The sequence below is a fragment of the Pectobacterium colocasium genome, assembly GCF_020181655.1.
In the GTDB taxonomy this organism is placed as follows: domain Bacteria; phylum Pseudomonadota; class Gammaproteobacteria; order Enterobacterales; family Enterobacteriaceae; genus Pectobacterium; species Pectobacterium colocasium.
In genome coordinates this window covers 125,136-148,093 of the sequence record NZ_CP084032.1, presented here as the reverse complement: position 1 = coordinate 148,093, position 22,958 = coordinate 125,136, and the positions used below count along the sequence as shown (strand labels likewise).

Genomic DNA, 22,958 nt, shown 5'->3' with positions numbered 1-22,958 from the left:
TGGATTGCGTTTTTTACGCGATTGCGTAGAGTGATCCCCACTCATGCCGAAAACAGGCAAGACCCGTGTTAAATGAAGGATACCAACCATGAAAGGAGTAACGCTGCTGGCTGGCGTACTGACCGCGTTAATGAGCAGTCAGGCATTCAGTTCCAGCGATGGAGTGTGCGGCTTTTCCGACTCAGAATGCGGCATGTCCGCCTTGCCTTACCTGCAACCGGGTAATGACACACGTACGAATCTGATGTTGCTGCAAAGCCGCCTCCACGGAATTTCGCTTCCGTTACCCCATCCTTTACCCGATCAAACGCGTTCACGTATCGACCCTTTTACGGCCTACCGAGTCATGGGGATCGCGGCGACGGAAACGCATCAGACGTCAGAGGCAGGAGAAGATGTCACGGCGGATGCGCCTTATCTCTCCACGCTCAATAAAGCAAAGCAGCTGAATCTTCCTTTATCTGTTCAGAGCACCATCTCCACGTTTTCACCTGATGATAACGAAGGACGGCATATTTCCAATGCGCTCTCCACGCTGGAAGCGTTTTTCGACGTTCTACTGGCAGACAAGCAACTCACCGAGGAACAGCGCACGCTGCTGGCTCATCAACGGGTAAATCTCCTCAACCCGTTGTATACCAAAGAGGCGCTGAATGAGGGTCTGGTCAGCTTGCCGGACGAAGGGCATGCTGGCGCACTCATGCACTACCTGTTTGCGGTTCTGGCGTTTTATCAGGGCCATTTTGATGAGGCGGAAAGCGGTTTTCAGGCGTTAATCTCCTCACCACAGCCGTGGGTGGCCGAAACCTCACGCTACATGCTGATTCGCGTGGCAATCAATAAAGCCATGGAAAACGCGCTTGATGAATACAACATGTTCGATGCCAGTAAAGCCGATAAGGCCGCCGCTCAACTGGCCGTTCAGCATATTGATGACTACCTGAAGCAGTATCCCGAGGGACAATACGTCGATTCCGCTAACGGACTGTATCGCCGCGCCTACTGGATCATGAATGATACGAATGCCCTGGCGAAAACGTACCAACACGAACTGGACGGCACCACCGATGTCGAAGACCTCCTTGAATTGAACGATGAGATAGACAATAAACTGCTGGAAAATAGTCAGTTTACCAGTGCGCCAGACAGCGCGCCGTTGACGATGGTGCAAGACCTCAAGCGCTTGCGTTCAGATGAAGGCTGGCTGGCATTACCCGCCTTATCCGCTGACGAACTGGCCGTACAGAAACCGCTGTTTGAGCAAAACAACATGCAGGACGCGTTTAGCTACCTTCAAGCCGCCCAGCTGTTTTATGGTCAAAAAGATTACGCTGCCGTGGTTAACAGCGTTCCCGCGACACAAGCCAACGATCTCACCGATACCGTGCGTTTTAGTTTGCAAGTGCTGCGCGGCCGGGCGCTGGTGCGTCTGGAGCGCTGGGATGAGGCGGAAACACACTGGCGCCAGCTGTTAACGCGTAATATGGGGTACACGCAAAATCAGTTCCTGCAACTGGCACTGGCGGAAACGCTGGTCAAAGCGGGTCACCCCGAGCGGATCTTTACCGCCGACAGCCCGGTGAAAAATCTGCGTTTCCGTTCCGCCGTGCTGAAGATTAGCGCCAACGCCGATTTGCTCCGTCAGCAAACAGGTCCGCAACAGAGCCATGAGGAGCGGGCTATCGCGCTGCATACATTGTTAACCAAATCGCTGACTCATGGCGATTACGCCAGCTATCTCAAAGATGTTCAGTTGCGAAAAGACATCGCACCGCTGGTCAGCAGCGAAAATCAAAGCTGGAATCAGGAAGATCTGACGGCGTTTGATTGGGATGGCAGCGACACCGAAGAAGACTATCAATGTCCGGCGCTGAATGACGTGGTCACGACGCTGAACCAACGCCCCAATGACGCCCGAGCGATTAACTGCCTCGGCGAATTTTTCCTGCGTACCAATAACAGCGTGGGCTTCGACTGGGGTGAAGGTAGCATGTTGAGTGGGCTCACCAACGCGCCAACGCAATTCGTCGGCACCGAATATAATCGTCTGGATGGTTATATGCGGGTGATTGCCGATCCGAAAGCGCCGCCGGAAGACAAAACCTATGCCCTATATCGCGCGGTCTACTGCTATGCGCCGAGCGGCTATAACGACTGTGGCCCACAGGAAATCAGCAAAGCCACTCGCAAAGCCTGGTTTACCCAACTGAAAACCAAGTACAAAGGCAGCGTGTGGGCAGACAAGCTCGATTATTACTGGTAACGCCGTCAATCGTGCTGATCGGCCTGCTTGCATTCTTTACGCAGGCCGCTTCCGCTAACGCAGCACCGTTAACCACCCACGCGGCACCCACCATCGTTGATGCTACGCGCTATCAGGATTTCTGGCTGTGGGCGGCGGTAAGACCGCAGCCCATCCTGCATCAGGCACAGACGCTGTACTTGCATCAGGGAGAAGTGGCTCGCCGTCAGGGCAAAGTCGTTTTCCTGCGTCAGGGGATCCCGCCCAGCCAGCTGCGCGTTAACCGTGTCTGGCTGGCTTTCCGCATGACCACGCTGGAGCTTTCCGATCGCCATTTGAACCGGATGCTAAAACTGCGAGAAAAATGGCAGCGCCACGGTAATCAGTCTGTCGGGATTCAGATTGATTTTGACGCGAAAAGCTATCAGTTAGCAGGTTATGTCGCGTTTCTGACACAGCTGCGCGAGCGTTTACCCGAAGATTGTCAGCTCAGCATTACCGGGCTGCTCGACTGGTCGAAAACCGGGGATGTGTCGGCGTTGAACCGTTTACAGGGCAAGCTGGATGAAGTGGTGGTGCAGACCTATCAGGGGCGCAGCACCATTACCAACTACGCCGAGTACCTGCCCGCACTGCTGAAACTGGCTCTGCCTTTCCGAGTAGGGCTGGTACAAAACGGCAAGTGGGAACCACAGTGGCAGCAGCGCCTTGCCACTTCACCGTATTATCGCGGGGAAGTGGTTTTTCTGGTGAATCCGCCGCTGAAAAAATCCGCCACCGGCAAGCTGTAGCAAACCGTGGCTACAGGCAACCGCCGAAGCCATTTTGCCGCCAGGCTTCATAGCTGATGATCGCCACCGCATTGGACAGATTCAGGCTACGGTTATTAGACTGCATGGGAATGCGGATACGAAAATCTGGTTCGAAGCCATTGCGAATCTCATCCGGCAGACCGGACGTTTCCGATCCAAACAGCAATACATCACCGGGCTGGTAGCTCGGTTGGTCATAAGGACGGCTGCCTTTGGTGGTACAAGCGAAGATGCGCTTACCCGGTACTGCGGCCAGAAAATCCTGATAGTTTTGATGACGGCTGACGTTCGCCAGATCGTGATAATCCAGCCCCGCACGGCGCAGCTTTTTCTCTTCAAAATCAAACCCCAGCGGTTCAATTAAATGAAGCGTACAGCCGTTATTGGCCGCCAGTCGGATGATATTGCCAGTGTTTGGTGCAATTTGAGGCTCATAGAGCGCGATATGGAACATGAGATAACGTCAACCACGAAGGAAAATTCCGCCGCAGTATAGCGCATTCCCACAGGGCAACCCAAAACCTGTACGCCAGAATGCGGATTACTCTGCACGACGTTTTCACCCACAGCGATTACACTTGATCTTACAGATAAAGGCATTCCATTTTCGTTTCACAAATGGCTTATCGACAGGCCGAAGGCTTGTGTGGAGGTTTAATGAAATACCCTAAGACATTATTGGCCTGTGCTGTATTGCTCGGCCTGCCGCTTGTGGCAAGCGCCAACACGACACAAGCGCCCACACCTCAACAGCAGTTTGAAAATGGCATCAGCAGCCAGAAACAGCTACAGCAGACTATGCAGCAGAACCAGAAATTGCAGCAACAGCAACTGAATCAGCAGCTCCAGCAGCGTAATCAACAGTTGAATCAACAACGTCAGCAGCAGCTACAGAAAGATTTGGAGCGGTCGCAGAGAACCACGCCGCCACCGCCAATTCAACAGAACCCCTGACCAACAGGTCTGCTCTTTTGGTTTTTTATTATCTTACGCGCGTAAAGAATTACGCTGAGGTGGGCATGACCGCCGGATGAGCGGTATGGACACCGCGAAAGCCTGTGCAGCGCCGGGAGCGCGTCACAGGCGGTCCGAGTAGCGGGCATGAACACCGAAGGTACCGCAAAGCGGCGTGATTCCCCGCGAAAAGCCGGGGGTCACGGGGCGGCGGCGATTGAGCCGCACCGTGTCGGGCGCATACGACAACGGTTGCAGAAAACCACGAGAACAAACGCGCACGAAACATTACATAACACTAACAGAATGCCTAACCACAGGCTTCCTAGCCAAGCGTGGCTGACTATAACCGCACACCCATCAGCGTTAAAATCAACGGCGTGGTTAATGCCGCCATCGCCGTTGATAACAGCAGGCTGGATGCCACCGGGCCGCCCAGCACATCGAACTGGCGAGACATCAGATAGACGTTGACGCCCACCGCCATCGACCCCAGCAACACAACCGCACGCGTTTCCATTTCCGGCAGACCGAGTGCGATCGCAATCCCCCAGATCACCAGCGGCTGCACCAGCAGCTTGATCGTGCAAATCGCCGTGCTAATCTGCCAACCATCACGCACGCGGTATTCCGCCAGCCCCATTCCCAGTGCCACCAGCGACAGCGGCGCGGCAATCTGCCCCAGCATGGAAAGCGGCTGATCGACATACGATGGCAGCGGCAGGCCGGTCAGACTGAACGCCGTACCGGACAGAATGCCAATAATCAGCGGGTTCTTCAGCACGCCCAGCGCGGTTTTGGTAAAGCCCTGTAGCGACAGCGCCCCGTTACGCGCCCATTCCACCGACACCGTCACCAGCGTCCACAAGATAAGCCCGTTAAACACCACCACCAGCGCAACCGACGGGATTGCCTCTTCGCCCAGCATCAGCGTAGCAATCGGCAGCCCCAGCATCACGTTGTTGGAGAAGATGCCGCTCAACGCAAACAGCGAGCCGGAGACGCCATCAAGATGAAAGACTTTGCGCGCCACGATGCGGCCTAGGACAAACACCAGCAGGCAGCCGCCGAAAAAGGCGATCAGCAGTCGGGCATCCACCACCGGACGTTTGGAAAAATCCGACATCAGGCGGAACAGCATGGCGGGCATGGCTACGGAGAAGACAAAGCGCGTCATGCCGTCGGTCACGGTGGTCGGCCATTTACCGTAGCGAATCAGGCTATAGCCGAGCGCGATAAGAACAAAGAGGGGTAACGACAGAAAAATCTGGTGCCAAAGCGAAACAATAAATGCGGGCATGACGCCACTTCCTTATTACCGGCACCGAGTCAGAAAGGGGATCCGCCGCAATCAAAGATAATACGGCAATAGGCGAATGCTGGTCACTTAATCATGAGTATGGATTTAGGGGAAACACGGTGATGAGGTTCCCGCAGGGATGCCTCACACCGTGGTAGCCCCGGTATCTCGATCCTTAAACGATCGACATTCGGCGATGAGCAGACCTCAGCCGGTCGCGAAGTTAGCCCCAATTAAATCTATCCGGTCAGTGCAGATGCAGTCAACGCCCCAATCCAGCAAAGTTTGCGCGCGATCAGGTTGGTTGACGGTATAAACCAGAATGCGTAAACCCGCGGCTTTCAGCGCCGCGACGCGTTCTGCCGTCAGCAGTTTGTGATTCAGGTGGATGGACACGCACCCCAGACGCTGCGTTAACGTCGGCCAGTCTTCTTCCCACTCATCCAGCAGCAGCCCGCGCGGGAGTTCCGGTACAGCCTGTTGCGCGGCTTCCAGAGCGTCGATAGAGAACGATGACAGCAGCGGTGCAACCGGATGATCGGCCCACAGCTGGCGCGCCGCCAGCGCAATCACCCGCCCGGTTTCGGTTTCATATCCGGTGGTGGGTTTAATCTCGATATTGGCTGCCATACCATACTGCGCGCAGCGTTTTGCCACTTCCGATAGCAGCGGCAGGCGTTCACCAACAAATTTATGACCGTACCAGCCGCCGACATCGAGCCCGACCAGCTTGTCCCACGGCAGTTCCCCGGCAATGCCCCAACCGTTGCTGGTGCGTTCAAGCGTATCGTCGTGTAGGAGGAAAATCTGGCCGTCCTGCGACAGCTTGGCGTCAAATTCGATCATCTTGTGACCGAGGCTGGCGCCGACATCAATCGCCGCCAGCGTGTTTTCTGGAGCCAGTGAACCACCGCCGCGATGGGCGACAATGCTCGGGTAAGGCCAGAGTGTTTCCATTATTCCATCCGTAATCCGCTTTGCGAATCAAACAGGTGCCATGATGACGTCGGTAAATGCAGCCAAAGCGTCGAACCGATGGCGGGACAGTGTTCGTAAGAGAGCCGCGCGATGACGTTTTGTCCGCCCCACTTGCCGTGCGCTAAGTTGTCCGCACCCAGCAGTTCGAGTGTTGAAATCTGCAACGGGATACCGCCGGTTTCGCGCGTCGCCAGCTGAATATGCTCTGGTCGTACCCCCAGCGTCAATGCTTTACCGCTCCACTGCGGCTTCGGCTCAGGCAGCGCCAGAGCGATGTCGCCACCGATTTCAAAGCGGCAGCTGTCATCGCTAATGCGGCCCGACCACAGGTTCATCGCGGGTGAACCAATAAAGCTGGCCACAAACAGCGAGGCAGGACGGCGATAAATTTCAGCCGGCGCGCCAATTTGCTCGGCAATCCCTTTGTTCATCACGATGACGCGCTGTGCCAGCGTCATGGCTTCAACCTGATCGTGTGTGACGTACAGGCTGGTGGTTTTCAGGCGCTGGTGCAGTTGCTGCAATTCCAGCCGCATTTGTACGCGCAGTTTGGCATCCAGATTCGACAGCGGTTCGTCGAACAGGAACACCGCCGGTTCACGGACAATCGCCCGCCCCATCGCCACGCGCTGACGCTGGCCGCCTGATAGTTCACGCGGTTTGCGTTGCAGCAACGGCATCAACTCCAGAATTCGCGCCGCGTCTTCTACACGCTCACGAATCTGTGCCTTACCAAAGCCGCGAATTTTCAGGCCGTAAGCCATGTTGTCGAACACGTTCATGTGGGGATAAAGCGCATAGTTCTGGAACACCATCGCAATGCCGCGATCTTTCGGTTCCAGATCGGTGACCCGCTGGTTATCAATATAGATGTCACCACTGGTGGTGCGTTCGAGGCCTGCCACCATACGCAGCAGTGTCGATTTACCGCAGCCTGACGGCCCGACCATCACCACGAATTCGCCATCCGCGACATCCAGATCGATGGGTTGGATAATCTGTGTTTTGCCATCATAAGACTTGGTGACGGCCTGAAGTTTTAAACATGCCATAAGCGTTTCCGAAATTCGTCTTGATTTATTTTTCGCTGTCGACCAGACCGCGAACGAACCAGCGCTGCATCAGTAGCACGACCAGCAGCGGCGGCAGCATGGTCAACAGCATGGCAGCCATTACCTGATTCCACTGGGTCGCCCCATCACCGGAGGCAATCATGCTTTTAATCCCGGCGACCGCAGTACCCAGATTGGCATCGCTGACAATCAGCAGCGGCCACAGGTACTGGTTCCAGCCGTAGATGAACGTGATCACAAACAGCGCCGCCAGATTGGTCTTCGACAGCGGTAACACCATGTCGAAGAAGAAACGCATCGGGCTGGCACCGTCGATACGCGCCGCTTCCATCAGCTCATCCGGCAGCGTCATAAAGAACTGGCGGAACAGGAAGGTCGCGGTCGCCGAGGCCATCAGCGGCAGCGTTAAACCGGTGTAGCTGTCCATCATGTCCAGCCGCGCGATCACTTCCACCGTCGGGAAAATACGCACTTCCACCGGCAGCATCAGCGTCAGGAAAATCATCCAGAAGAACAGGTTGCGAAGCGGGAAACGAAAATAGACGATGGCGTAAGCGGACAGGATCGAGACGGTGATTTTGCCCACCGTAATCGCCAGTGCCATCACAAAGCTGTTAAGCAGCATCAGTCCGAACGGCGTGGTGTTGTTGCCTGCACCATGCAGCCAGATATAACGCAGGTTTTCCCACAGGTGAGTACCGGGGATCAGCGTCATCGGTGCCTGAAAGACTTCCTGATTATCCAGCGTGGCAGCGACAAACCCCACGTACAGAGGAAACAAGACGGCGAGAATGCCGACGATCAGCATGACGTGGCTGAAAATATCTAACCCGCGACGATTCTCAATCATTGGTAATTCACCTTCCGTTCAACAAAACGGAACTGAATAATGGTCAGCCCGATAACCAGCATCATCAGTACCACCGACTGCGCTGCCGAACTGGACAGATCCAGCCCCGCAAAGCCCTCACGATAAATTTTGTAGATCAGCGTAGTCGTCGACTGCACCGGCCCACCGGCTGTCGCGGCATCGATAATCGGGAAGGTATCAAAAAAGGCGTATACCAGATTGACCACCAGCAGGAAGAAGCTCACTGGCGAGATCATCGGCAGCACCAGATTGAAGAAGCGCCGCACGGGGCCTGCACCATCAATCGCGCCCGCTTCGACTAATGAACGGGGAATAGATTGCAGCGCCGCAAGGAAGAACAGGAAGTTATAGCTAATCTGCTTCCAGACCGACGCCAGTACCACCAGAAACATCGCCTGACCGCTGTTCTGTGCGTGGTTCCACGTATAACCCATCAGCCCGAGAAAATGGGTAATCAGCCCCAGACCGGGGTTAAACAGGAACATCCACAGCACGGCAGCAACGGCGGGAGCCACAGCATAGGGCAGAATGATCAACGTCTGGTACAGGCGGCTGGGACGGATCACATAGTCCACCAGCGCGGCCAGAAAGAGTGAAATCAGCATGCCAAACCCGGCTACCAGAAAGCTGAATATCAGCGTGGTGTAAAACGAATCGAGGTAGTAAGGGTTATTGAACAGCTGTCTGAAGTTTTCCATGCCAACAAATTCGCTGGATAACCCAAACGGATCGAGATTCTGCACCGAATACCACAGCGCCTGACCGGCTGGCCAGATAAAGAAAATCACGGTAATCAGCAGTTGAGGCAACACCAACACATAGGGCAACCAGCTGCTACGAAAAACGGGGCGGGATGATGTCATGCGGTAACTCATTGCAAACAGAAAAGAAACAGGCCGATTCCCTTCGGCCCGGTATTACTCAGCAAAAAACGTCTTACTTCGTCGACTGCTCAAAGCGACGCAGCAGCGCGTTACCGCGTTCTACTGCGCTATCCAACGCCTGTTGCGGCGTCTTCTTACCTGTCCATACGCTTTCTAATTCTTCATCCACAACGGTACGAATTTGCGGCATGTTGCCCAAACGCAGACCTTTGGTGAACGGCAACGGTGGCTTGTTCAGCATCTGACGCGTGGCGATATCCGCACCTGGGTTTTTCTCGTAGAAGCCCTGCTTCTGCGTCAACTCATATGCCGCAGTCGTGATGGGCAGATAACCGGTTTTCTGGTGCCATTCAGCGGCATTTTCCGGTTCGGCCAGGAACTTCATAAACTCAGCGACGCCTTTGTAGGTCGCAGCATCTTTGCCGCCCATCACCCACAGGCTGGCTCCGCCGATAATGGCGTTCTGCGGCGCGCCTTTCGCATCGGCGTCATACGGCATCATGCCGACGCCATAGTTAAACTTGGCGTGTTCGCGGATGTTCGCCAGCGAACCGGAAGAAGCGGTCGTGATAGCGCAGTCGCCGTTATAGAATTTCTCGGTCGGCTCATCCTTACGCCCGAAATAGGTGAAATCACCCTTCTTGTTCATGTCCTGCAACAGCTGGATGTGCTTAACCTGCGTTGGCTTGTTGAATTCCAGTACCGCATCGGTGCCGTCAAAGCCGTTGTTTTTGCTCGCAACTGGCAGACCGTGCCAGGCGCTGAAGTTTTCAATCTGAATCCAGCCCTGCCAACCGCTGGCGTAGCCGCACTTCATCCCGGCGGCACGCAGTTTGGCGGTGTACTCCGCCATTTGCTGCCAGGTTTTCGGTGGCTGTTCAGGATCTAAACCCGCCTTCTTGAAGGCATCTTTGTTGTAGTACAGCACTGGCGTGGAGCTGTTAAACGGCTGCGACAGCAGGTGACCGCTCTTCGCATCGGTGTAATAACCGGAGACAGTCGGCACAAACACCGACTCATCGAAATTAATGCCTGACTCTTTGAAGACTTCATAGACAGGCTTGATGGCTTTACTTGCCATCATGGTAGCCGTACCCACTTCGTAGACCTGCAAAATGGCTGGCGCATTCCCCGCGCGGTAAGCCGCAATCCCAGCTGCGAGGTTCTGCTCGTAGTTACCTTTATAGACCGGCACAATTTTTACATCGCTATGTGCTTGGTTAAAACGGTCAACCAGAGAATTCACTTCTTTCCCTAATTCGCCTTCCATGGAGTGCCAGAAAGGAATTTCTGTCACGGCCTGCGCACTGGCGCTCATCAGCGCGAATGCCACACACGCCGCGGCGGTGCGAATAGCATGTGTTTTACGAATTGTGTTGTTGAACATGCCTGTCTCCTGCAATCAATTAAATGCGCCATCATTACGGCGTTTTTTATGCGAAGGTAAACATGACATGAGCGCATGACAGAAAAATAACTGGAAGATGACGGGAAAGTGACAAAGGAAGAAGGTCTTCTTATTGGCTACTAAGTAGGCTGTTCTGTGCTACCATCTGTGTTAATAGATAACACAGGAGGTTTTATGCCTAGAACGACAAGTATTACGATCGGCGAACAACTGGATGATTTTGTCTCCAAATTAATAGATAGCGGTCGCTATAGTTCTACCAGTGAAGTCATCAGGTCAGCACTTCGTCTTCTTGAACAACAAGAATCCAAAACAGAGGCTCTGAAAAAAGCGATTTATGCAGGGGAGCAAAGTGGAGAAAGTTCGTTGACGCTGCGTGAAATTGCAGCAAAAAAGAAGCGCGAACGGAATGTATAAACTCTCTAATCTTGCAGCAGAAGATTTCGCAAGCATCTTTGAGTACACATTGATCAACTACGGCATCAGTCAGGCTGACAATTATACAGAGTCGCTAGAGAATACGCTGATTCTGCTAGCAGAATCCCCTTATATAGGCCAAGAGTACCCTGAAATTAGCCAGGGTGTGCGCCGATTCGATCATAGGCAACACGCTATTTTCTACCGCATACGAGAAGAAGATCTTCTTATCATCCGAATCCTGCATCAGCAAATGGAACCTATGTGCCACTTTTTTGATATTTAAAAAGTGACTAAATAAGGATCTATTCAATCAATAGCATGCCACCAAGAACAATTATCAGTAATGGCTCTGGTGCTGTTATTCCCATGGCGATTGACGACACATAAGATCGTTAATGCGAGCCTGACGCTCTGCGGTAATAGGCGCATCCAACTCGGCCAAAAATTCGTCAAACTGCTCGTTGTCCAAAATAAACAAACGTTTATCCAACAATATGTCCTGCGCCTCGCGGCAAGCTGCTTCAAGCATAAAGTCGGTACGTGATTTTGACACAAGGTTTGCAGCCATATCGATCCAATCCCGCTGGGAGGCTTTGGCCCGAATAGTGATTCATGCTTCTTTAGTTTCAGGTTTCATCATCATGCCTGTGTAGTGAATCTCTCTACACCCCTACATGACGTGTACAAAAATGCTACACACTGAAACACCACGAACATTGTAGAAAACCCGTAATTTAGACTATAGTTATTGTTACTAGTCATGTTTAAGGATGAACCGTGGCGGTATACACAACGAAGCTCTTCGATAAAAAACTAAAAAGCGAAATGCTTTCTGATAGTTATCTTTGTGAGATTGCTCATGAAGTGATGAATGGCCGTGTTGAGGCTGACCTTGGCGGTGGTGTGCTTAAAAAACGAATTGCATTGAATGCCGGAAAGAGTGCAGGAGCCAGAACTATCATCTTTTTCAAACTAGGCTCTAATCTATTTTTTGCCGATGGATGGAAAAAAAATCAGGTCAGGAAAGGCGTTAAAGAAATTCAGGATGATGAGCTGGCTGTTTATAAAGACATTGCTGGTGACCTACTTCAACTCACCGTTCAACAAATAGCTCAATTGGTAAAAGTGAAAGAACTACGAGAGGTGGAATGCGATGGCTGCAAAGATGAAAGAGCTGCAGGAAATGGCGCAAAACCTGCATGAACACGGGGGTATCACTGATACTACGATGGAACGCATCAATAATCGGGTTGCCGCACGGGAATTCCGTGAACGCATCGAGCAAGCTCACGCAATGAGCGGGGCAGAAATTCAGAACATGCGTTCCCGTTATAAAATGTCGCAATCTTCTTTAGCTTACGCTCTCAATATGTCCGTTGAGAGCGTCTCAAAATGGGAACGTAATGAGAAAAAACCCTCTGGGGCTGCACTACGTCTTCTCAATATAATCAGCGAGAAAGGTCTGGATATTTTTTGCCAGTTAGATATCAACAAACAGAAATAGCCCTCACCCCGCCACCAGCACCTCAACACCCATTTTGCTCAAGGCTTCTTTGGCGGCGGCGGGCAGGCCGTCGTCGGTGATGATGCTATCGAATACGCTGAGCGGCGTGGCGAGGTGGGTGGCGATGCGGCCGTATTTTGAGGTGTCACACAGCAGTACGCACTTGCTGCTGGCTTCTACCGCCGCGCGTTTCACGACCACTTTGTCTTCATTCGGCGTGGACAGCCCGCGCAGGCTCCACGAAGAGGCGGAGATAAAGGCGATATCAATAAACAGGTTGCGCAGCGCCTGCGCGACGGCTTCTCCAACGCAGGAGCGGTTTTCCCGGCACAGCGTGCCGCCCGTGTGGATCATGCGGCACTGGCTGGACTCAATCAGAAAAGCGGCAATCGCAAAATCGTTAGTGACAATCACGAGATCGTCGCGTTCAGCCAGCTCGCGCGCCAGCGATAGCGTGGTCGTGCCCGCATCCAGATAAATGCAGCTATTCAGCGGAATGTGCTGCGCCGCCAGTTTCCCCATCGCCGCTTTCTGCTGGCTGAACATCACGGATTTGTCCTGATGCGACGGCTCGATCGCCAACCGTTCAGGCGAGCGCACGCCACCAGAGACGCTCAGCAGCAGGCCATCCTGCTCCAGCTTTTGCACATCACGCCGCACCGTCATGTGTGACACACCCAGCCGTTCGGTCAGCTCGTTAATGCTAACCGCGCCACGCTCGGCGATCAGCGCCAGAATCTGTTGATGACGTTCTACTGGAATCACGCTGCCCGTTCCCTATTTGATAATGCTGGTTTGATAGACATTTGGTTTGATAAAGACCGTGTTTGATAAAGACCGAGTCTGATAAATATTGTGAGAAACAGCCCATTTAATGACGATAATTATCATAAATTCACGTTATAAACTACACCAGACATGACTGCGCTCATCGTCATACGACACCCAACCCCCCCATAATCACATGATATATAAAGGTAATTATGGATGTCTTTTTCCACGCAGTGTTCAGCTACACTGAATCATCACGATCTCAATGTTAATTTATGTGATAAAAATCACCATAATTTGTTCTGATAGTCCTTATATTTAACACCAGAGAACAAAAAATCACTAATTTTAACAAGGCAACCACGATGAAAAAGACTTCTGATTATGCTGTCGCCGTTATCGGTCTGGGTTCCATGGGATTTGGCGCTGCGGCGTCCTGCATCAACGCGGGCCTGACGACATACGGTGTCGATATCAACCCGCAGGCACTGGAAAGATTACGTCAGGCAGGAGCAGCGCAGGCCGATACGCGTATTGATGCCTTTGCAGACAAGCTGGATGCCGTCGTGCTGCTGGTGGTAAACGCCGCGCAGGTGAACGGGATTCTGTTCGGTGAACCACAGGTTGCAGCGAAGCTCAAGCCCGGTACGGTGGTCATGGTGTCATCCACGATCTCCGCGCAGGATGCCAAGAATATTGAGCAGCGCCTGGCAGAACATCAGTTGATTATGCTGGATGCACCGGTCTCTGGGGGGGCGGCCAAAGCCGCCGCTGGCGACATGACGGTAATGGCATCCGGCTCCGACCTGGCCTTTGAGAAACTGAAACCGGTACTCGACGCCGTCGCAGGCAAGGTCTACCGCATCGGTGAAGACATTGGACTGGGCGCGACAGTTAAAATTATCCATCAGCTGTTGGCCGGCGTACACATCGCCGCCGGCGCAGAAGCGATGGCGCTGGCCGCTCGCGCCGATATCCCGCTGGATATCATGTACGACGTGGTGACCAACGCTGCTGGGAACTCCTGGATGTTTGAGAACCGCATGCGCCACGTGGTAGACGGCGACTACACGCCAAAATCCGCCGTCGATATCTTCGTGAAAGATCTGGGACTGGTTACCGACACCGCTAAATCGCTGCACTTCCCGCTGCCGCTGGCCTCCACGGCATTCAACATGTTTACCGCCGCCAGCAACGCCGGATTCGGTAAAGAAGACGACAGCGCGGTCATTAAGATTTTTAACGGCATTACGCTGCCGGAAAAGAAGGAGGCACCATGATCAAGCTAGGTGTGATTGCCGACGATTTTACCGGTGCGACGGATATCGCCAGTTTTCTGGTCAACAACGGGCTGCCGACCGTACAACTCAACGGCGTACCGCCGTCCGATTTTAAGGTCGACACGCAGGCCGTGGTCATTAGCCTAAAATCACGCTCCTGCCCGGCGGAGCAAGCGGTAGCGGATTCCCTCAAGGCGCTGGCATGGCTGCAACAACAGGGCTGTCAGCAGTTCTACTTTAAATATTGCTCCACCTTCGACAGCACCGCGAAAGGCAACATCGGTCCGGTGACCGATGCACTGTTGGAACAGCTCGGCGAAACGCAGACCATCATCTCTCCGGCGCTGCCGGTGAACGGCAGAACCGTCTATCAGGGTCACCTGTTCGTGATGGATCAACTGCTGTCCGAATCCGGGATGCGTCACCATCCGGTTACGCCGATGACGGACAGCAACCTGATACGCGTCATGGAACAGCAGGCAGCCGGGCGCTGCGGACTGGTGCCGTATGCCGTGATGGATCAAGGGGCGGAAGCCGTTAAACAGCGGCTAACCCAGCTGAAAGAACAAGGTGTGCGCTATGTGGTACTGGATACGTTGAATGAACAGCACCTGTTAACGCAGGGAGAAGCGCTACGCGACATGAAGCTGGTTACTGGCGGTTCCGGCCTGGCGATTGGTCTGGCACGTCAGTGGGCAGAACCCGCGACACAAACTGGTTCCGCCACCAAGGCGGGCAAGCCGCAGTCCGGCGCAGGCGTTGTGCTGTCCGGCTCCTGTTCGGTCATGACCAATAAGCAGGTCGCCCAGTACCTGAAACAGGCGGCGGGTCGCGCCATTGACGTTGCTCGCAGCCTGCAAGGCGATGAATCTTACGTGCAGGAATTGGTTGATTGGGTGAAACCCCACCGTGGCGACGCGCTTGCGCCACTGCTGTATGCCACGTCATCACCTGACGAACTGGCACAGATTCAGCAGCGCTGGGGCGCAGAAGCCAGCAGTCAGGCGGTGGAGAAACTGTTTGCTGCCGTCGCTCGCCAGCTCCAGCAGGAAGGCTTTCAGCGCTTCATTATTGCGGGCGGTGAAACCTCCAGCATCGTGGTACAGACGCTGGGTATTCACGCGTTCCATATCGGGCCGTCCATTTCTCCCGGCGTACCGTGGGTGCGTTCTACCACTCACCCACTCTCGCTGGCGCTGAAATCCGGTAATTTTGGTGATGAAGACTTTTTTGCCCGCGCCCAAAAGGAGTTTGCCGTATGAGTGAAAAACACCACAACACCGAAACCGCACTGAACAACGAGCAGCGCGCACGCGCGGAGATGGTTAAGCTGGGCGCGTCCTTTTTCCAGCGCGGTTACGCCACCGGTTCAGCCGGAAACCTCTCGCTGCTACTGGATGACGGTACGCTGCTGGCAACACCGACCGGCTCTTGCCTCGGTGAACTGGATGCCGAGCGGCTATCCAAAGTCAGCATGAGCGGCGAGTGGATCTCCGGGGATAAACCATCGAAAGAGGTCAGTTTTCACCTGTCGATTTACCGTAACGATCCCGAGTGCAAGGCGATCGTACACCTGCACAGCACCTATCTGACCGCGCTCTCCTGTCTGGAAGGGCTGGATACGCAGGATGCCATCAAGCCGTTCACGCCCTATGTGGTGATGCGCGTCGGTAAAGTGCCCGTCGTCCCTTATTACCGCCCTGGCGATGCGCGGCTAGGCGAGGATCTCGCGAAGCTGGCTTCGCGTTACAAGGCGTTCTTATTGGCTAACCACGGCCCCGTCGTCACCGGTAAAGATCTGCGTGCGGCGGCGGACAACATGGAAGAGCTGGAAGAAACTGCCAAGCTGATTTTTATTCTCGGTGACCGAAAAATTCGCTACCTCACCGCTGACGAAATTACCGAGCTCTCTTGATGAGCCACTTTTTACTGAGCGATGGAGTTAACCATGCCTAAGTTTGCTGCCAATCTTTCTATGCTGTTTACTGACGTGCCGTTTCTCGATCGGTTTAAAGCCGCTGCCGATGCGGGTTTCACCTCGGTCGAGTACCTGTTTCCTTATGAGTATCCGGCACCGCTGCTGGCGGAAAAACTGCGGGAAAATGGCTTAAAGCAGGTGTTGTTCAATACCGCACCCGGCAATATTGCCGCAGGCGAATGGGGCGTCTCAGCCCTGCCCGACCGCATTGAGGATGCTCGCCGTGATATCGACAACGCGCTGGAATATGCGCTGGCGCTGAACTGCCCTTCGGTGCTGGTGATGGGCGGCGTCGTCCCGCCCGGTGAAGACCGCGCGGCCTATCAGCAAACCTTCATCGATAACCTACGCTACGCCGCCGATAAATTTGCACCACACGGCATCAATATCATGATTGAAGCGCTGAGTGCGAAGGTGAAACCGAATTATCTGTTCGCCAGTCAGTATCAGGCGCTGGAATTAGCCAATTTGATCGACCGACCTAATGTGTATATCCAGCTGGATTTCTTCCACGCGCAGATTGTCGATGGCAACCTGACGCAAATTATTCACGATTTATCTGGCCGCATCGGACATATTCAAATTGCGTCTGTCCCTGCACGACATGAACCCGATGAAGGGGAAATTAATTATCCATTCATCTTTGCCGAATTAGATCGCGTGAATTATTCCGGCTGGGTTGGCTGTGAATATAACCCGCGCGGTAAAACCGAAGACGGATTGGGATGGGCTAAACCTTGGCTGGAGAAAAAACACTAATTCACTTATCCAAGAAACAAACCAACACCAGAGACATATTCGTTACACACGAATAAATAAAAATAATAGGTCAGATTCCCGTATTCATTACGGGAATCGAGGCACCCTTATACAAATAACAAACGACTATCCCATCTCTTTCAGCCTCTGAATTGAAAAGACGGGGTCAATGAGGATAAGAATATGGCCACCTCGCTCTTACTCTGCATCGCTATCGCCGGGGTATTACTCCTGTTGCTGATGGTCATTAAATTTAAGATTCAGCCCTTTGTCGCCCTGCTGGTTGTCAGCTTACTCGTCGCATTGGCAACGGGTATTCCTACTGGCGAAGTCATGAAAGTGATTACTTCCGGCATGGGCGGTATTCTCGGTTCGGTGGCGATTATTATCGGCCTCGGTGCCATGCTGGGCAGAATGATCGAAGTCTCTGGTGGCGCAGAATCTCTGGCGCACCGCTTTGCCCAATTAATGGGGCCGGGATTAATGGTGGCGGCATTAACCATCGCCGCTTTTATTCTGGGTATTCCGGTCTTTTTCGATGTCGGCTTTATTATCCTCGCCCCGATTATTTACGGCTTTGCGAAAGTCGCGAAGGTCTCTCCGATTAAATTCGGTTTGCCCGTCGCGGGCGTGATGCTGACAGTGCACGTCGCGCTGCCGCCGCATCCCGGTCCGGTCGCCGCCGCTGGCCTGTTAAACGCGGATATCGGCTGGCTGACCATCATTGGCCTGCTGGTGTCGATTCCTGTCGGCATCATCAGCTATTGGGCTGCCAAGGCCATGAATCGCCGTAAGTATGCGCTTTCCGTTGAAGTATTAGAGCAGTTACAGCTGGCAAAACCGGAAGATGCGACGCCAGATACCGCGCCTGTATCGGCTCCCTCGGCTGGGCTGATCGCTGCGCTGATTGCGATTCCCATCGCCATCATTATGCTCGGCACCGTGTCTGCGACCATTCTGCCTGCCGGACACCCGGTACGTAACGTGATGTCGCTGGTCGGCTCTCCCGCTGTCGCGCTGCTAATTGCTCTGGCCTTAGCGTTCTGGCTGATTGCCCTGCGTCGTGGCTGGTCGCTGGAGAAAGCCAGCGGTGTAATGGGCGATGCCATGCCTGCCGCGGCGATGGTCATTATGGTGACCGGTGCGGGTGGCGTATTCGGTAAAGTGCTGGTGGAATCAGGCATCGGTAAAGCGCTGGCGGATACGCTGACCAGCATTCACCTGCCGCTGGTGCCTGCCGCCTTTATTCTGTCGCTGGCGCTACGCGCCTCGCAAGGCTCCGCCACCGTCGCCATTCTTACCACCTGCGGCCTGCTGAGTGAAGCCGTCAGCGGCTTGAACCAGATGCAACTGGTACTGGTAACGCTTTCTGCCTGCTTTGGCGGATTGGGACTGTCCCACGTTAATGACTCCGGTTTCTGGATCGTCACCAAGTATCTGGGGCTGTCCGTCGCCGATGGCTTGCGTACCTGGACGGTACTGACGACCATTCTCGGGCTGGCTGGATTCCTCTTCACCTGGGCGTTGTGGCTGGTGATGTAAATCCCTAACCTTTCCCCCTTACGACGTTTCACTAAAGGAAAAACCGCTGATATTCAGCGGTTTTTCTCCTTATGCCGGAAAATGCGCCCGTTTTACTTCTATATTCCACATCTGCCTATCCACACCCTGTCTTTATACTGTGCCTGGGGTAAAGAACCGTGCGTTCCTTTGCCACCGCTCAGCAAGTCTGCATACCAAACCATGACGTCATCAGAAGTACACCCTATTCCTGACCTGTCGCAGAAGAGATCCAATCCACAAAGCAGAACCTGCATCATCGATAATAAAGGAACATTATGAATTTTCTCGCAAAAATGAAGCTCGGCACCATGTTGGGTTCCGGTTTCGCCTCTGTCATCATCATCGGCCTGATGGTCGCCGTTCTGGGGCGCTTCCATTTGGTCGATCTGGGGGAAGATATTGAATCGCTATCCGAAAAAAACCTGGCCAGCCTCATCCTGATACAAGATGCCAAGAGCGGCTTTGATGCCGTAGCACGTTCCGTGCGTAACATTGGCCTGACCGATGACAGGAACCGTATTCAGGAAGAAAAGCGCCTGATCGATCAGCAAATTGCCCGCAATACTGACACGCTGACCAAACTGTATGCGCACCTGTCCGAACCAGAAACCCGCGACTCGCTGGAGAGCCTGACGCAGGCTCGTCCGGCTTATCGGGATGCCGTGAATAAAGCGGTTGAACTCGGCCTGTCCGAAAACGCAGAAGAAAGAGCGCGTGCCGTGCAGATCATGGTCAATGAGATGCAGGTGACGCAGGCACCGGTTTTCGCCGCACTGGATAGCATGGCGCAATTCCAGAAAAAGCGGACGCAGGACATGACGACGAGCGCCATGCAGGAAGCACGTGGCGACGGTAACATGCTGATTATCTTCGCCGCGATTGCGGTGCTGGTCGGCATTCTGGTTTCCGTGCTGATTACCCGCACGATTAAAGGGCTATTGGGTGGAGAAGTGGTTTATGCCGCTCAGATCGCACAGGCCATTGCGCAAGGAAATCTGGCCGTCGCGATCAGTCTACGTCCCGGCGATAACCACAGCATGCTTGCCGCCATGAATGCGATGCGTAAAAGCCTGAGCGGCATTGTTGAACAGGTACGTGAGAGCAGTGAATCTATCGCCACCGGCGCCAGCCAGATCGCCGCAGGCAGTACCGATCTCAGCCAGCGTACGGAAGAGCAGGCGGCCAACCTGCAACAAACCGCCGCCTCAATGGAAGAGATGAGCCAAACCGTACGCCAGAACTCAGACACCGTGCGTAATGCCGCTCAGTTGGCGCAGGCCGCCAGCAATACCGCGGCTAAAGGCGGTGAAGCCGTCGGCAATATCGTGGTTACCATGAAAGAAATTACCGACAGCTCGCATAAAATTGGCGACATCATCAGCGTCATTGACGGCATCGCTTTCCAGACCAACATTCTGGCGCTCAACGCGGCGGTAGAAGCCGCCCGGGCCGGTGAACAAGGCCGTGGCTTTGCCGTCGTGGCAGGTGAAGTGCGCTCGCTGGCGCAGCGCTCCGCCACCGCAGCCAAAGAGATTAAAGAGCTGATCGGCCACAGCGTCGAGAAAGTGGAGACGGGATCCGCGTTGGTTAGCGATGCAGGAACGACAATTGAAGAGCTGGTTCGTCAGGCGCGCCACGTTGCCGATCTGATTAACGAAATTGGCGTCACCACGCAGGAACAGGAATCCGGCGTGTCACAGATTCATGATGCCGTGAACCAACTCGATCAGGTTACGCAGCAGAACGCCGCGCTCGTTGAGCAATCCGCGTCCGCCGCCGATAGCCTGAGCGATCAGGCAGCCCGTCTGGTCGAGCTGATGAAAGTCTTCGTTGTGGAAGGTGGAACGTCACAGCGCTCTGCCCCGCAGTTGAAAAGACCTGACAGCGCAACGCTCTCCCTTGCCCATCCCAGAAGCAGCACGGGAAGCGATAATCAAAACTGGGAACAGTTCTGATGCTACACAGGGGGATGGATCGCGCATCCCCCTCTTCACTTTCTCACCATTGCACCACCCGTACCCGCCATCCTCTACATTTTCTGGTTTGTCCTCATCAGCAGGCAACATCGGCGACAATTAAAATCAATGTTTTCTCTGCTCATGCCGATATTCTAGGGTGAAGTGCTTATTCATCAAAAGGACGCGAAGCCTTAGGAGAGCATTGCTTCCCACGTGCAAAGGAAAATCTGCTTAATAACAATAAATACTGTAAATAAGTCATGAGGATAACATGCAGCGTACAAAAAAAATGAAACTGGGTACTCAGGTCGGTTCAGGCTTTGCCTTTGTGATTATTATTGGCCTGTTAGTGGCCATCTTCGGCAGAATGCATCTGGTTGGCCTCGGTAATACTACGGACAGACTGGCTAAACACCACCTTGCCAACCTCATCGTGCTACAAGAACTGAAAGATAACCTTAACGTCACGATCAAAACCACGTTGCGTATGCTCATCGCTACCGAACAAAAGGTTCTGGAAGACAATCAAAAGCTGATTGAAACCACGAGTGCCAAAAACACGACGCTCGTCGCTCAGTTGGAAGCCAATTTACGGGCAACCGAGGTCCGCAATATTTTGGGTGAACTTCAGCAAAATCGCACTGAATTTGCCAGAGTAGGCCGCCAGGCCGTCGCACTGTCACTCAGCAATAGACAGGCTGAAGCTATCGAGTTAGTTAAAACCCAGCTTGAACCTATCCAAACCAAGCTTTTTAACAATCTGAACACCATGATTCAGTTGCAGAGAGACTACACCACACAAACGGCAACCAACGCGATTGAAGAGTCCTACTACGATGGTAATTCATTGTTGATTCTGGCACTCATCGCCTCATTCTTCGGCGCAGGCATCGCCTGGCTGATTACCCGCCATATCAAGAAGCAACTGGGTGGTGAACCGGCTTATGCCACACAGGTCACACAGGAAATCGCACAAGGTAATCTGGCAATACCGGTCGCTCTGGCGTCAGGTGATAATACCAGTTTGCTGTTCGCGATGAATCACATGCGCAAAAGCTTAAGCAGCATTGTTGAACAGGTGCGTGAGAGCAGTGAATCTATCGCCACCGGAGCCAAACAGATTGCGGCTGGCAGCGCGGACCTTAGCCAACGTACGGAAGAACAGGCGGCCAATCTGCAACAAACCGCCGCCTCTACGGAAGAAATGAGCCAAACGGTGCGTCAAAATACCGATACGGTGCGTAATGCCGCACAACTGGCACAGGCCGCCAGTAACACTGCGGCTAAAGGTGGTGAAGCCGTCGGCAATATCGTGGTCACCATGAAAGAAATTACCGACAGCTCGCACAAGATTAACGACATCATCAGCGTGATTGACGGCATCGCTTTCCAAACCAACATTCTGGCGCTCAACGCGGCGGTAGAAGCCGCCCGGGCTGGTGAGCAAGGCCGTGGCTTTGCCGTCGTAGCCGGTGAAGTTCGCTCACTGGCGCAGCGCTCCGCCACCGCAGCCAAAGAGATTAAAGAGCTGATCGGCCACAGCGTCGAGAAGGTGGAGACAGGCTCCGCGCTGGTCAGCGATGCAGGAACGACAATCGAAGAGCTGGTTCGTCAGGCGCGCCACGTTGCCGATCTGATTAACGAAATTGGTATTACCACGCAGGAACAGGAATCCGGCGTGTCGCAGATTCATGAGGCAGTGAACCAACTCGATCAGGTGACCCAGCAGAACGCCGCGCTCGTTGAGCAGTCTGCGTCCGCCGCCGATAGCCTGAGCGAACAGGCCGCCCATCTGGTCGAGTTGATGAAAGTCTTCATCGTTGAAGGAGGATCGGCGCAACGCCTTGCTCCGCAGCTGAAAAGACCTGACAGTGCAAAACTCTCACTTGCCAATCCCAAAAGTAACGCGGGAAGCGATAAGCAAAACTGGGAAACCTTTTAACGAATGCGTCGTTTGTAAAATCTCGCCTTGTAGCAAACCAAATAAAGCCGCTGAGTTTTCAGCGGCTTTTTACTTTCAGATCAATGGAGTAAATAATAAGATTAATGAACACATAAATTAATAAAAATCAGAATCAGGAGTAAAAAACGCAACCCAATGAAAGATAATAAAAAACATCAACCAGATTGAGCTCAAAGTCATATATTAATATTTATAACTTACCCTAAAAACTATAATTAAATAATATTAAAGTTTTATTAA

Annotated in this window: 23 protein-coding genes; 14 read left to right on the top strand and 9 right to left on the bottom strand. The window is 53.5% G+C overall.

Annotated features, from left to right (window positions below; genetic code table 11):
* The first annotated feature begins 88 nt into the window (after nt 1–88).
* Complete coding sequence (locus LCF41_RS00645; protein WP_225086473.1) at nt 89–2,263, top strand: PA5441 family protein; 2,175 nt, start codon at nt 89–91, stop codon at nt 2,261–2,263.
* Complete coding sequence (locus LCF41_RS00640; protein WP_225086472.1) at nt 2,233–3,033, top strand: DUF3142 domain-containing protein; 801 nt, start codon at nt 2,233–2,235, stop codon at nt 3,031–3,033. The genes LCF41_RS00645 and LCF41_RS00640 overlap by 31 nt, the downstream gene beginning before the upstream one ends.
* A gap of 10 nt (nt 3,034–3,043) precedes the next feature.
* Here the strand turns inward: LCF41_RS00640 and LCF41_RS00635 are convergent, their stop codons facing one another.
* Nucleotides 3,044–3,508, bottom strand: coding sequence for a tRNA (cytidine(34)-2'-O)-methyltransferase (locus tag LCF41_RS00635; RefSeq protein WP_225086471.1), 465 nt, complete (start codon nt 3,506–3,508; stop codon nt 3,044–3,046).
* Nucleotides 3,509–3,711: 203 nt separating this feature from the next.
* On the opposite strand from LCF41_RS00635, the gene LCF41_RS00630 reads away from it, so the two are divergent.
* On the top strand, nt 3,712–4,008 hold the full coding sequence (locus LCF41_RS00630; RefSeq protein WP_225086470.1) for a hypothetical protein: 297 nt from the start codon (nt 3,712–3,714) through the stop codon (nt 4,006–4,008).
* 343 nt (nt 4,009–4,351) lie between these two features.
* Here the strand turns inward: LCF41_RS00630 and LCF41_RS00625 are convergent, their stop codons facing one another.
* From LCF41_RS00625 to ugpB, 6 genes are all read right to left on the bottom strand, one after another.
* Nucleotides 4,352–5,308 (bottom strand): AEC family transporter, encoded by a 957-nt coding sequence (locus LCF41_RS00625; RefSeq protein ID WP_225086469.1) that lies wholly within the window; start codon nt 5,306–5,308, stop codon nt 4,352–4,354.
* A gap of 207 nt (nt 5,309–5,515) precedes the next feature.
* Complete coding sequence (gene ugpQ, locus LCF41_RS00620; RefSeq protein WP_225086468.1) at nt 5,516–6,265, bottom strand: glycerophosphodiester phosphodiesterase; 750 nt, start codon at nt 6,263–6,265, stop codon at nt 5,516–5,518.
* Nucleotides 6,265–7,338, bottom strand: a complete 1,074-nt coding sequence (locus LCF41_RS00615; RefSeq protein WP_225086467.1) for a sn-glycerol-3-phosphate import ATP-binding protein UgpC — start codon at nt 7,336–7,338, stop codon at nt 6,265–6,267. Before LCF41_RS00615 ends, ugpQ begins: the two co-directional genes overlap by 1 nt.
* 25 nt (nt 7,339–7,363) lie before the next feature.
* Nucleotides 7,364–8,209, bottom strand: a complete 846-nt coding sequence (gene ugpE, locus LCF41_RS00610; protein WP_225086466.1) for a sn-glycerol-3-phosphate ABC transporter permease UgpE — start codon at nt 8,207–8,209, stop codon at nt 7,364–7,366.
* Nucleotides 8,206–9,093 (bottom strand): sn-glycerol-3-phosphate ABC transporter permease UgpA, encoded by an 888-nt coding sequence (ugpA, locus tag LCF41_RS00605; RefSeq protein WP_225086465.1) that lies wholly within the window; start codon nt 9,091–9,093, stop codon nt 8,206–8,208. The genes ugpE and ugpA overlap by 4 nt, the downstream gene beginning before the upstream one ends.
* A 73-nt stretch (nt 9,094–9,166) precedes the next feature.
* A complete protein-coding gene (gene ugpB / locus LCF41_RS00600) occupies nt 9,167–10,501 on the bottom strand; it encodes a sn-glycerol-3-phosphate ABC transporter substrate-binding protein UgpB (RefSeq protein ID WP_225086464.1) in 1,335 nt (444 codons plus the stop codon).
* A gap of 195 nt (nt 10,502–10,696) precedes the next feature.
* On the opposite strand from ugpB, the gene LCF41_RS00595 reads away from it, so the two are divergent.
* Nucleotides 10,697–10,939 (top strand): type II toxin-antitoxin system ParD family antitoxin, encoded by a 243-nt coding sequence (locus tag LCF41_RS00595; RefSeq protein WP_012772867.1) that lies wholly within the window; start codon nt 10,697–10,699, stop codon nt 10,937–10,939.
* Nucleotides 10,932–11,225, top strand: a complete 294-nt coding sequence (locus tag LCF41_RS00590; RefSeq protein ID WP_225086463.1) for a type II toxin-antitoxin system RelE/ParE family toxin — start codon at nt 10,932–10,934, stop codon at nt 11,223–11,225. Before LCF41_RS00595 ends, LCF41_RS00590 begins: the two co-directional genes overlap by 8 nt.
* Nucleotides 11,226–11,300: 75 nt before the next feature.
* On the opposite strand, the gene LCF41_RS00585 is transcribed toward LCF41_RS00590, so the two are convergent.
* Complete coding sequence (locus LCF41_RS00585) at nt 11,301–11,510, bottom strand: type II toxin-antitoxin system TacA family antitoxin (RefSeq protein ID WP_250160543.1); 210 nt, start codon at nt 11,508–11,510, stop codon at nt 11,301–11,303.
* Nucleotides 11,511–11,719: 209 nt separating this feature from the next.
* On the opposite strand from LCF41_RS00585, the gene LCF41_RS00580 reads away from it, so the two are divergent.
* Both LCF41_RS00580 and LCF41_RS00575 read left to right on the top strand, forming a co-directional pair.
* Entirely contained in the window at nt 11,720–12,145 is a 426-nt protein-coding gene (locus LCF41_RS00580; RefSeq protein WP_225086462.1) for a type II toxin-antitoxin system RelE/ParE family toxin, read from the top strand.
* Nucleotides 12,096–12,446, top strand: a complete 351-nt coding sequence (locus tag LCF41_RS00575; RefSeq protein ID WP_225086461.1) for a helix-turn-helix domain-containing protein — start codon at nt 12,096–12,098, stop codon at nt 12,444–12,446. The genes LCF41_RS00580 and LCF41_RS00575 overlap by 50 nt, the downstream gene beginning before the upstream one ends.
* A gap of 3 nt (nt 12,447–12,449) precedes the next feature.
* Here LCF41_RS00575 and ygbI read toward each other — a convergent pair whose 3' ends face one another.
* Nucleotides 12,450–13,211: a DNA-binding transcriptional repressor YgbI gene (gene ygbI / locus LCF41_RS00570; RefSeq protein WP_225086460.1), complete on the bottom strand. Its 762-nt coding sequence runs from the start codon at nt 13,209–13,211 to the stop codon at nt 12,450–12,452.
* A gap of 371 nt (nt 13,212–13,582) precedes the next feature.
* Between ygbI and ltnD the strand changes: the two genes are divergently transcribed.
* The 7 genes from ltnD (at nt 13,583) to LCF41_RS00535 (ending at nt 22,697) form a co-directional block, all read left to right on the top strand.
* Entirely contained in the window at nt 13,583–14,497 is a 915-nt protein-coding gene (gene ltnD / locus LCF41_RS00565) for an L-threonate dehydrogenase (protein WP_225086459.1), read from the top strand.
* Complete coding sequence (otnK, locus tag LCF41_RS00560; RefSeq protein ID WP_225086458.1) at nt 14,494–15,759, top strand: 3-oxo-tetronate kinase; 1,266 nt, start codon at nt 14,494–14,496, stop codon at nt 15,757–15,759. The genes ltnD and otnK overlap by 4 nt, the downstream gene beginning before the upstream one ends.
* A complete protein-coding gene (gene otnC, locus LCF41_RS00555; RefSeq protein ID WP_225086457.1) occupies nt 15,756–16,412 on the top strand; it encodes a 3-oxo-tetronate 4-phosphate decarboxylase in 657 nt (218 codons plus the stop codon). Before otnK ends, otnC begins: the two co-directional genes overlap by 4 nt.
* Nucleotides 16,413–16,445: 33 nt before the next feature.
* Nucleotides 16,446–17,234, top strand: coding sequence for a 2-oxo-tetronate isomerase (gene otnI, locus LCF41_RS00550; protein ID WP_039521266.1), 789 nt, complete (start codon nt 16,446–16,448; stop codon nt 17,232–17,234).
* 183 nt (nt 17,235–17,417) lie between these two features.
* Nucleotides 17,418–18,776, top strand: a complete 1,359-nt coding sequence (locus LCF41_RS00545; RefSeq protein ID WP_225086456.1) for a GntP family transporter — start codon at nt 17,418–17,420, stop codon at nt 18,774–18,776.
* A 296-nt stretch (nt 18,777–19,072) separates the two neighbouring features.
* Entirely contained in the window at nt 19,073–20,752 is a 1,680-nt protein-coding gene (locus LCF41_RS00540; protein ID WP_225086455.1) for a methyl-accepting chemotaxis protein, read from the top strand.
* A gap of 274 nt (nt 20,753–21,026) precedes the next feature.
* Nucleotides 21,027–22,697, top strand: coding sequence for a methyl-accepting chemotaxis protein (locus LCF41_RS00535; RefSeq protein ID WP_225086454.1), 1,671 nt, complete (start codon nt 21,027–21,029; stop codon nt 22,695–22,697).
* Nucleotides 22,698–22,958 lie beyond the last annotated feature (261 nt).

What these genes read in the sequence shown, in the direction of transcription:
- otnK (WP_225086458.1), top strand. Translation starts at nt 14,494, where the DNA reads ATGATCAAGCTAGGTGTGATTGCCGACGATTTTACCGGTGCGACGGAT.
- LCF41_RS00545 (WP_225086456.1), top strand. Translation starts at nt 17,418, where the DNA reads ATGGCCACCTCGCTCTTACTCTGCATCGCTATCGCCGGGGTATTACTC.
- LCF41_RS00595 (WP_012772867.1), top strand. Translation starts at nt 10,697, where the DNA reads ATGCCTAGAACGACAAGTATTACGATCGGCGAACAACTGGATGATTTT.
- ugpE (WP_225086466.1), bottom strand. Translation starts at nt 8,209, where the DNA reads ATGATTGAGAATCGTCGCGGGTTAGATATTTTCAGCCACGTCATGCTG.
- ugpB (WP_225086464.1), bottom strand. Translation starts at nt 10,501, where the DNA reads ATGTTCAACAACACAATTCGTAAAACACATGCTATTCGCACCGCCGCG.
- LCF41_RS00585 (WP_250160543.1), bottom strand. Translation starts at nt 11,510, where the DNA reads ATGGCTGCAAACCTTGTGTCAAAATCACGTACCGACTTTATGCTTGAA.
- LCF41_RS00635 (WP_225086471.1), bottom strand. Translation starts at nt 3,508, where the DNA reads ATGTTCCATATCGCGCTCTATGAGCCTCAAATTGCACCAAACACTGGC.
- otnC (WP_225086457.1), top strand. Translation starts at nt 15,756, where the DNA reads ATGAGTGAAAAACACCACAACACCGAAACCGCACTGAACAACGAGCAG.
- otnI (WP_039521266.1), top strand. Translation starts at nt 16,446, where the DNA reads ATGCCTAAGTTTGCTGCCAATCTTTCTATGCTGTTTACTGACGTGCCG.
- LCF41_RS00645 (WP_225086473.1), top strand. Translation starts at nt 89, where the DNA reads ATGAAAGGAGTAACGCTGCTGGCTGGCGTACTGACCGCGTTAATGAGC.
- ugpA (WP_225086465.1), bottom strand. Translation starts at nt 9,093, where the DNA reads ATGACATCATCCCGCCCCGTTTTTCGTAGCAGCTGGTTGCCCTATGTG.
- LCF41_RS00630 (WP_225086470.1), top strand. Translation starts at nt 3,712, where the DNA reads ATGAAATACCCTAAGACATTATTGGCCTGTGCTGTATTGCTCGGCCTG.
- LCF41_RS00575 (WP_225086461.1), top strand. Translation starts at nt 12,096, where the DNA reads ATGGCTGCAAAGATGAAAGAGCTGCAGGAAATGGCGCAAAACCTGCAT.
- LCF41_RS00540 (WP_225086455.1), top strand. Translation starts at nt 19,073, where the DNA reads ATGAATTTTCTCGCAAAAATGAAGCTCGGCACCATGTTGGGTTCCGGT.
- ugpQ (WP_225086468.1), bottom strand. Translation starts at nt 6,265, where the DNA reads ATGGAAACACTCTGGCCTTACCCGAGCATTGTCGCCCATCGCGGCGGT.
- LCF41_RS00535 (WP_225086454.1), top strand. Translation starts at nt 21,027, where the DNA reads ATGCAGCGTACAAAAAAAATGAAACTGGGTACTCAGGTCGGTTCAGGC.
- ltnD (WP_225086459.1), top strand. Translation starts at nt 13,583, where the DNA reads ATGAAAAAGACTTCTGATTATGCTGTCGCCGTTATCGGTCTGGGTTCC.
- LCF41_RS00615 (WP_225086467.1), bottom strand. Translation starts at nt 7,338, where the DNA reads ATGGCATGTTTAAAACTTCAGGCCGTCACCAAGTCTTATGATGGCAAA.
- LCF41_RS00625 (WP_225086469.1), bottom strand. Translation starts at nt 5,308, where the DNA reads ATGCCCGCATTTATTGTTTCGCTTTGGCACCAGATTTTTCTGTCGTTA.
- LCF41_RS00590 (WP_225086463.1), top strand. Translation starts at nt 10,932, where the DNA reads ATGTATAAACTCTCTAATCTTGCAGCAGAAGATTTCGCAAGCATCTTT.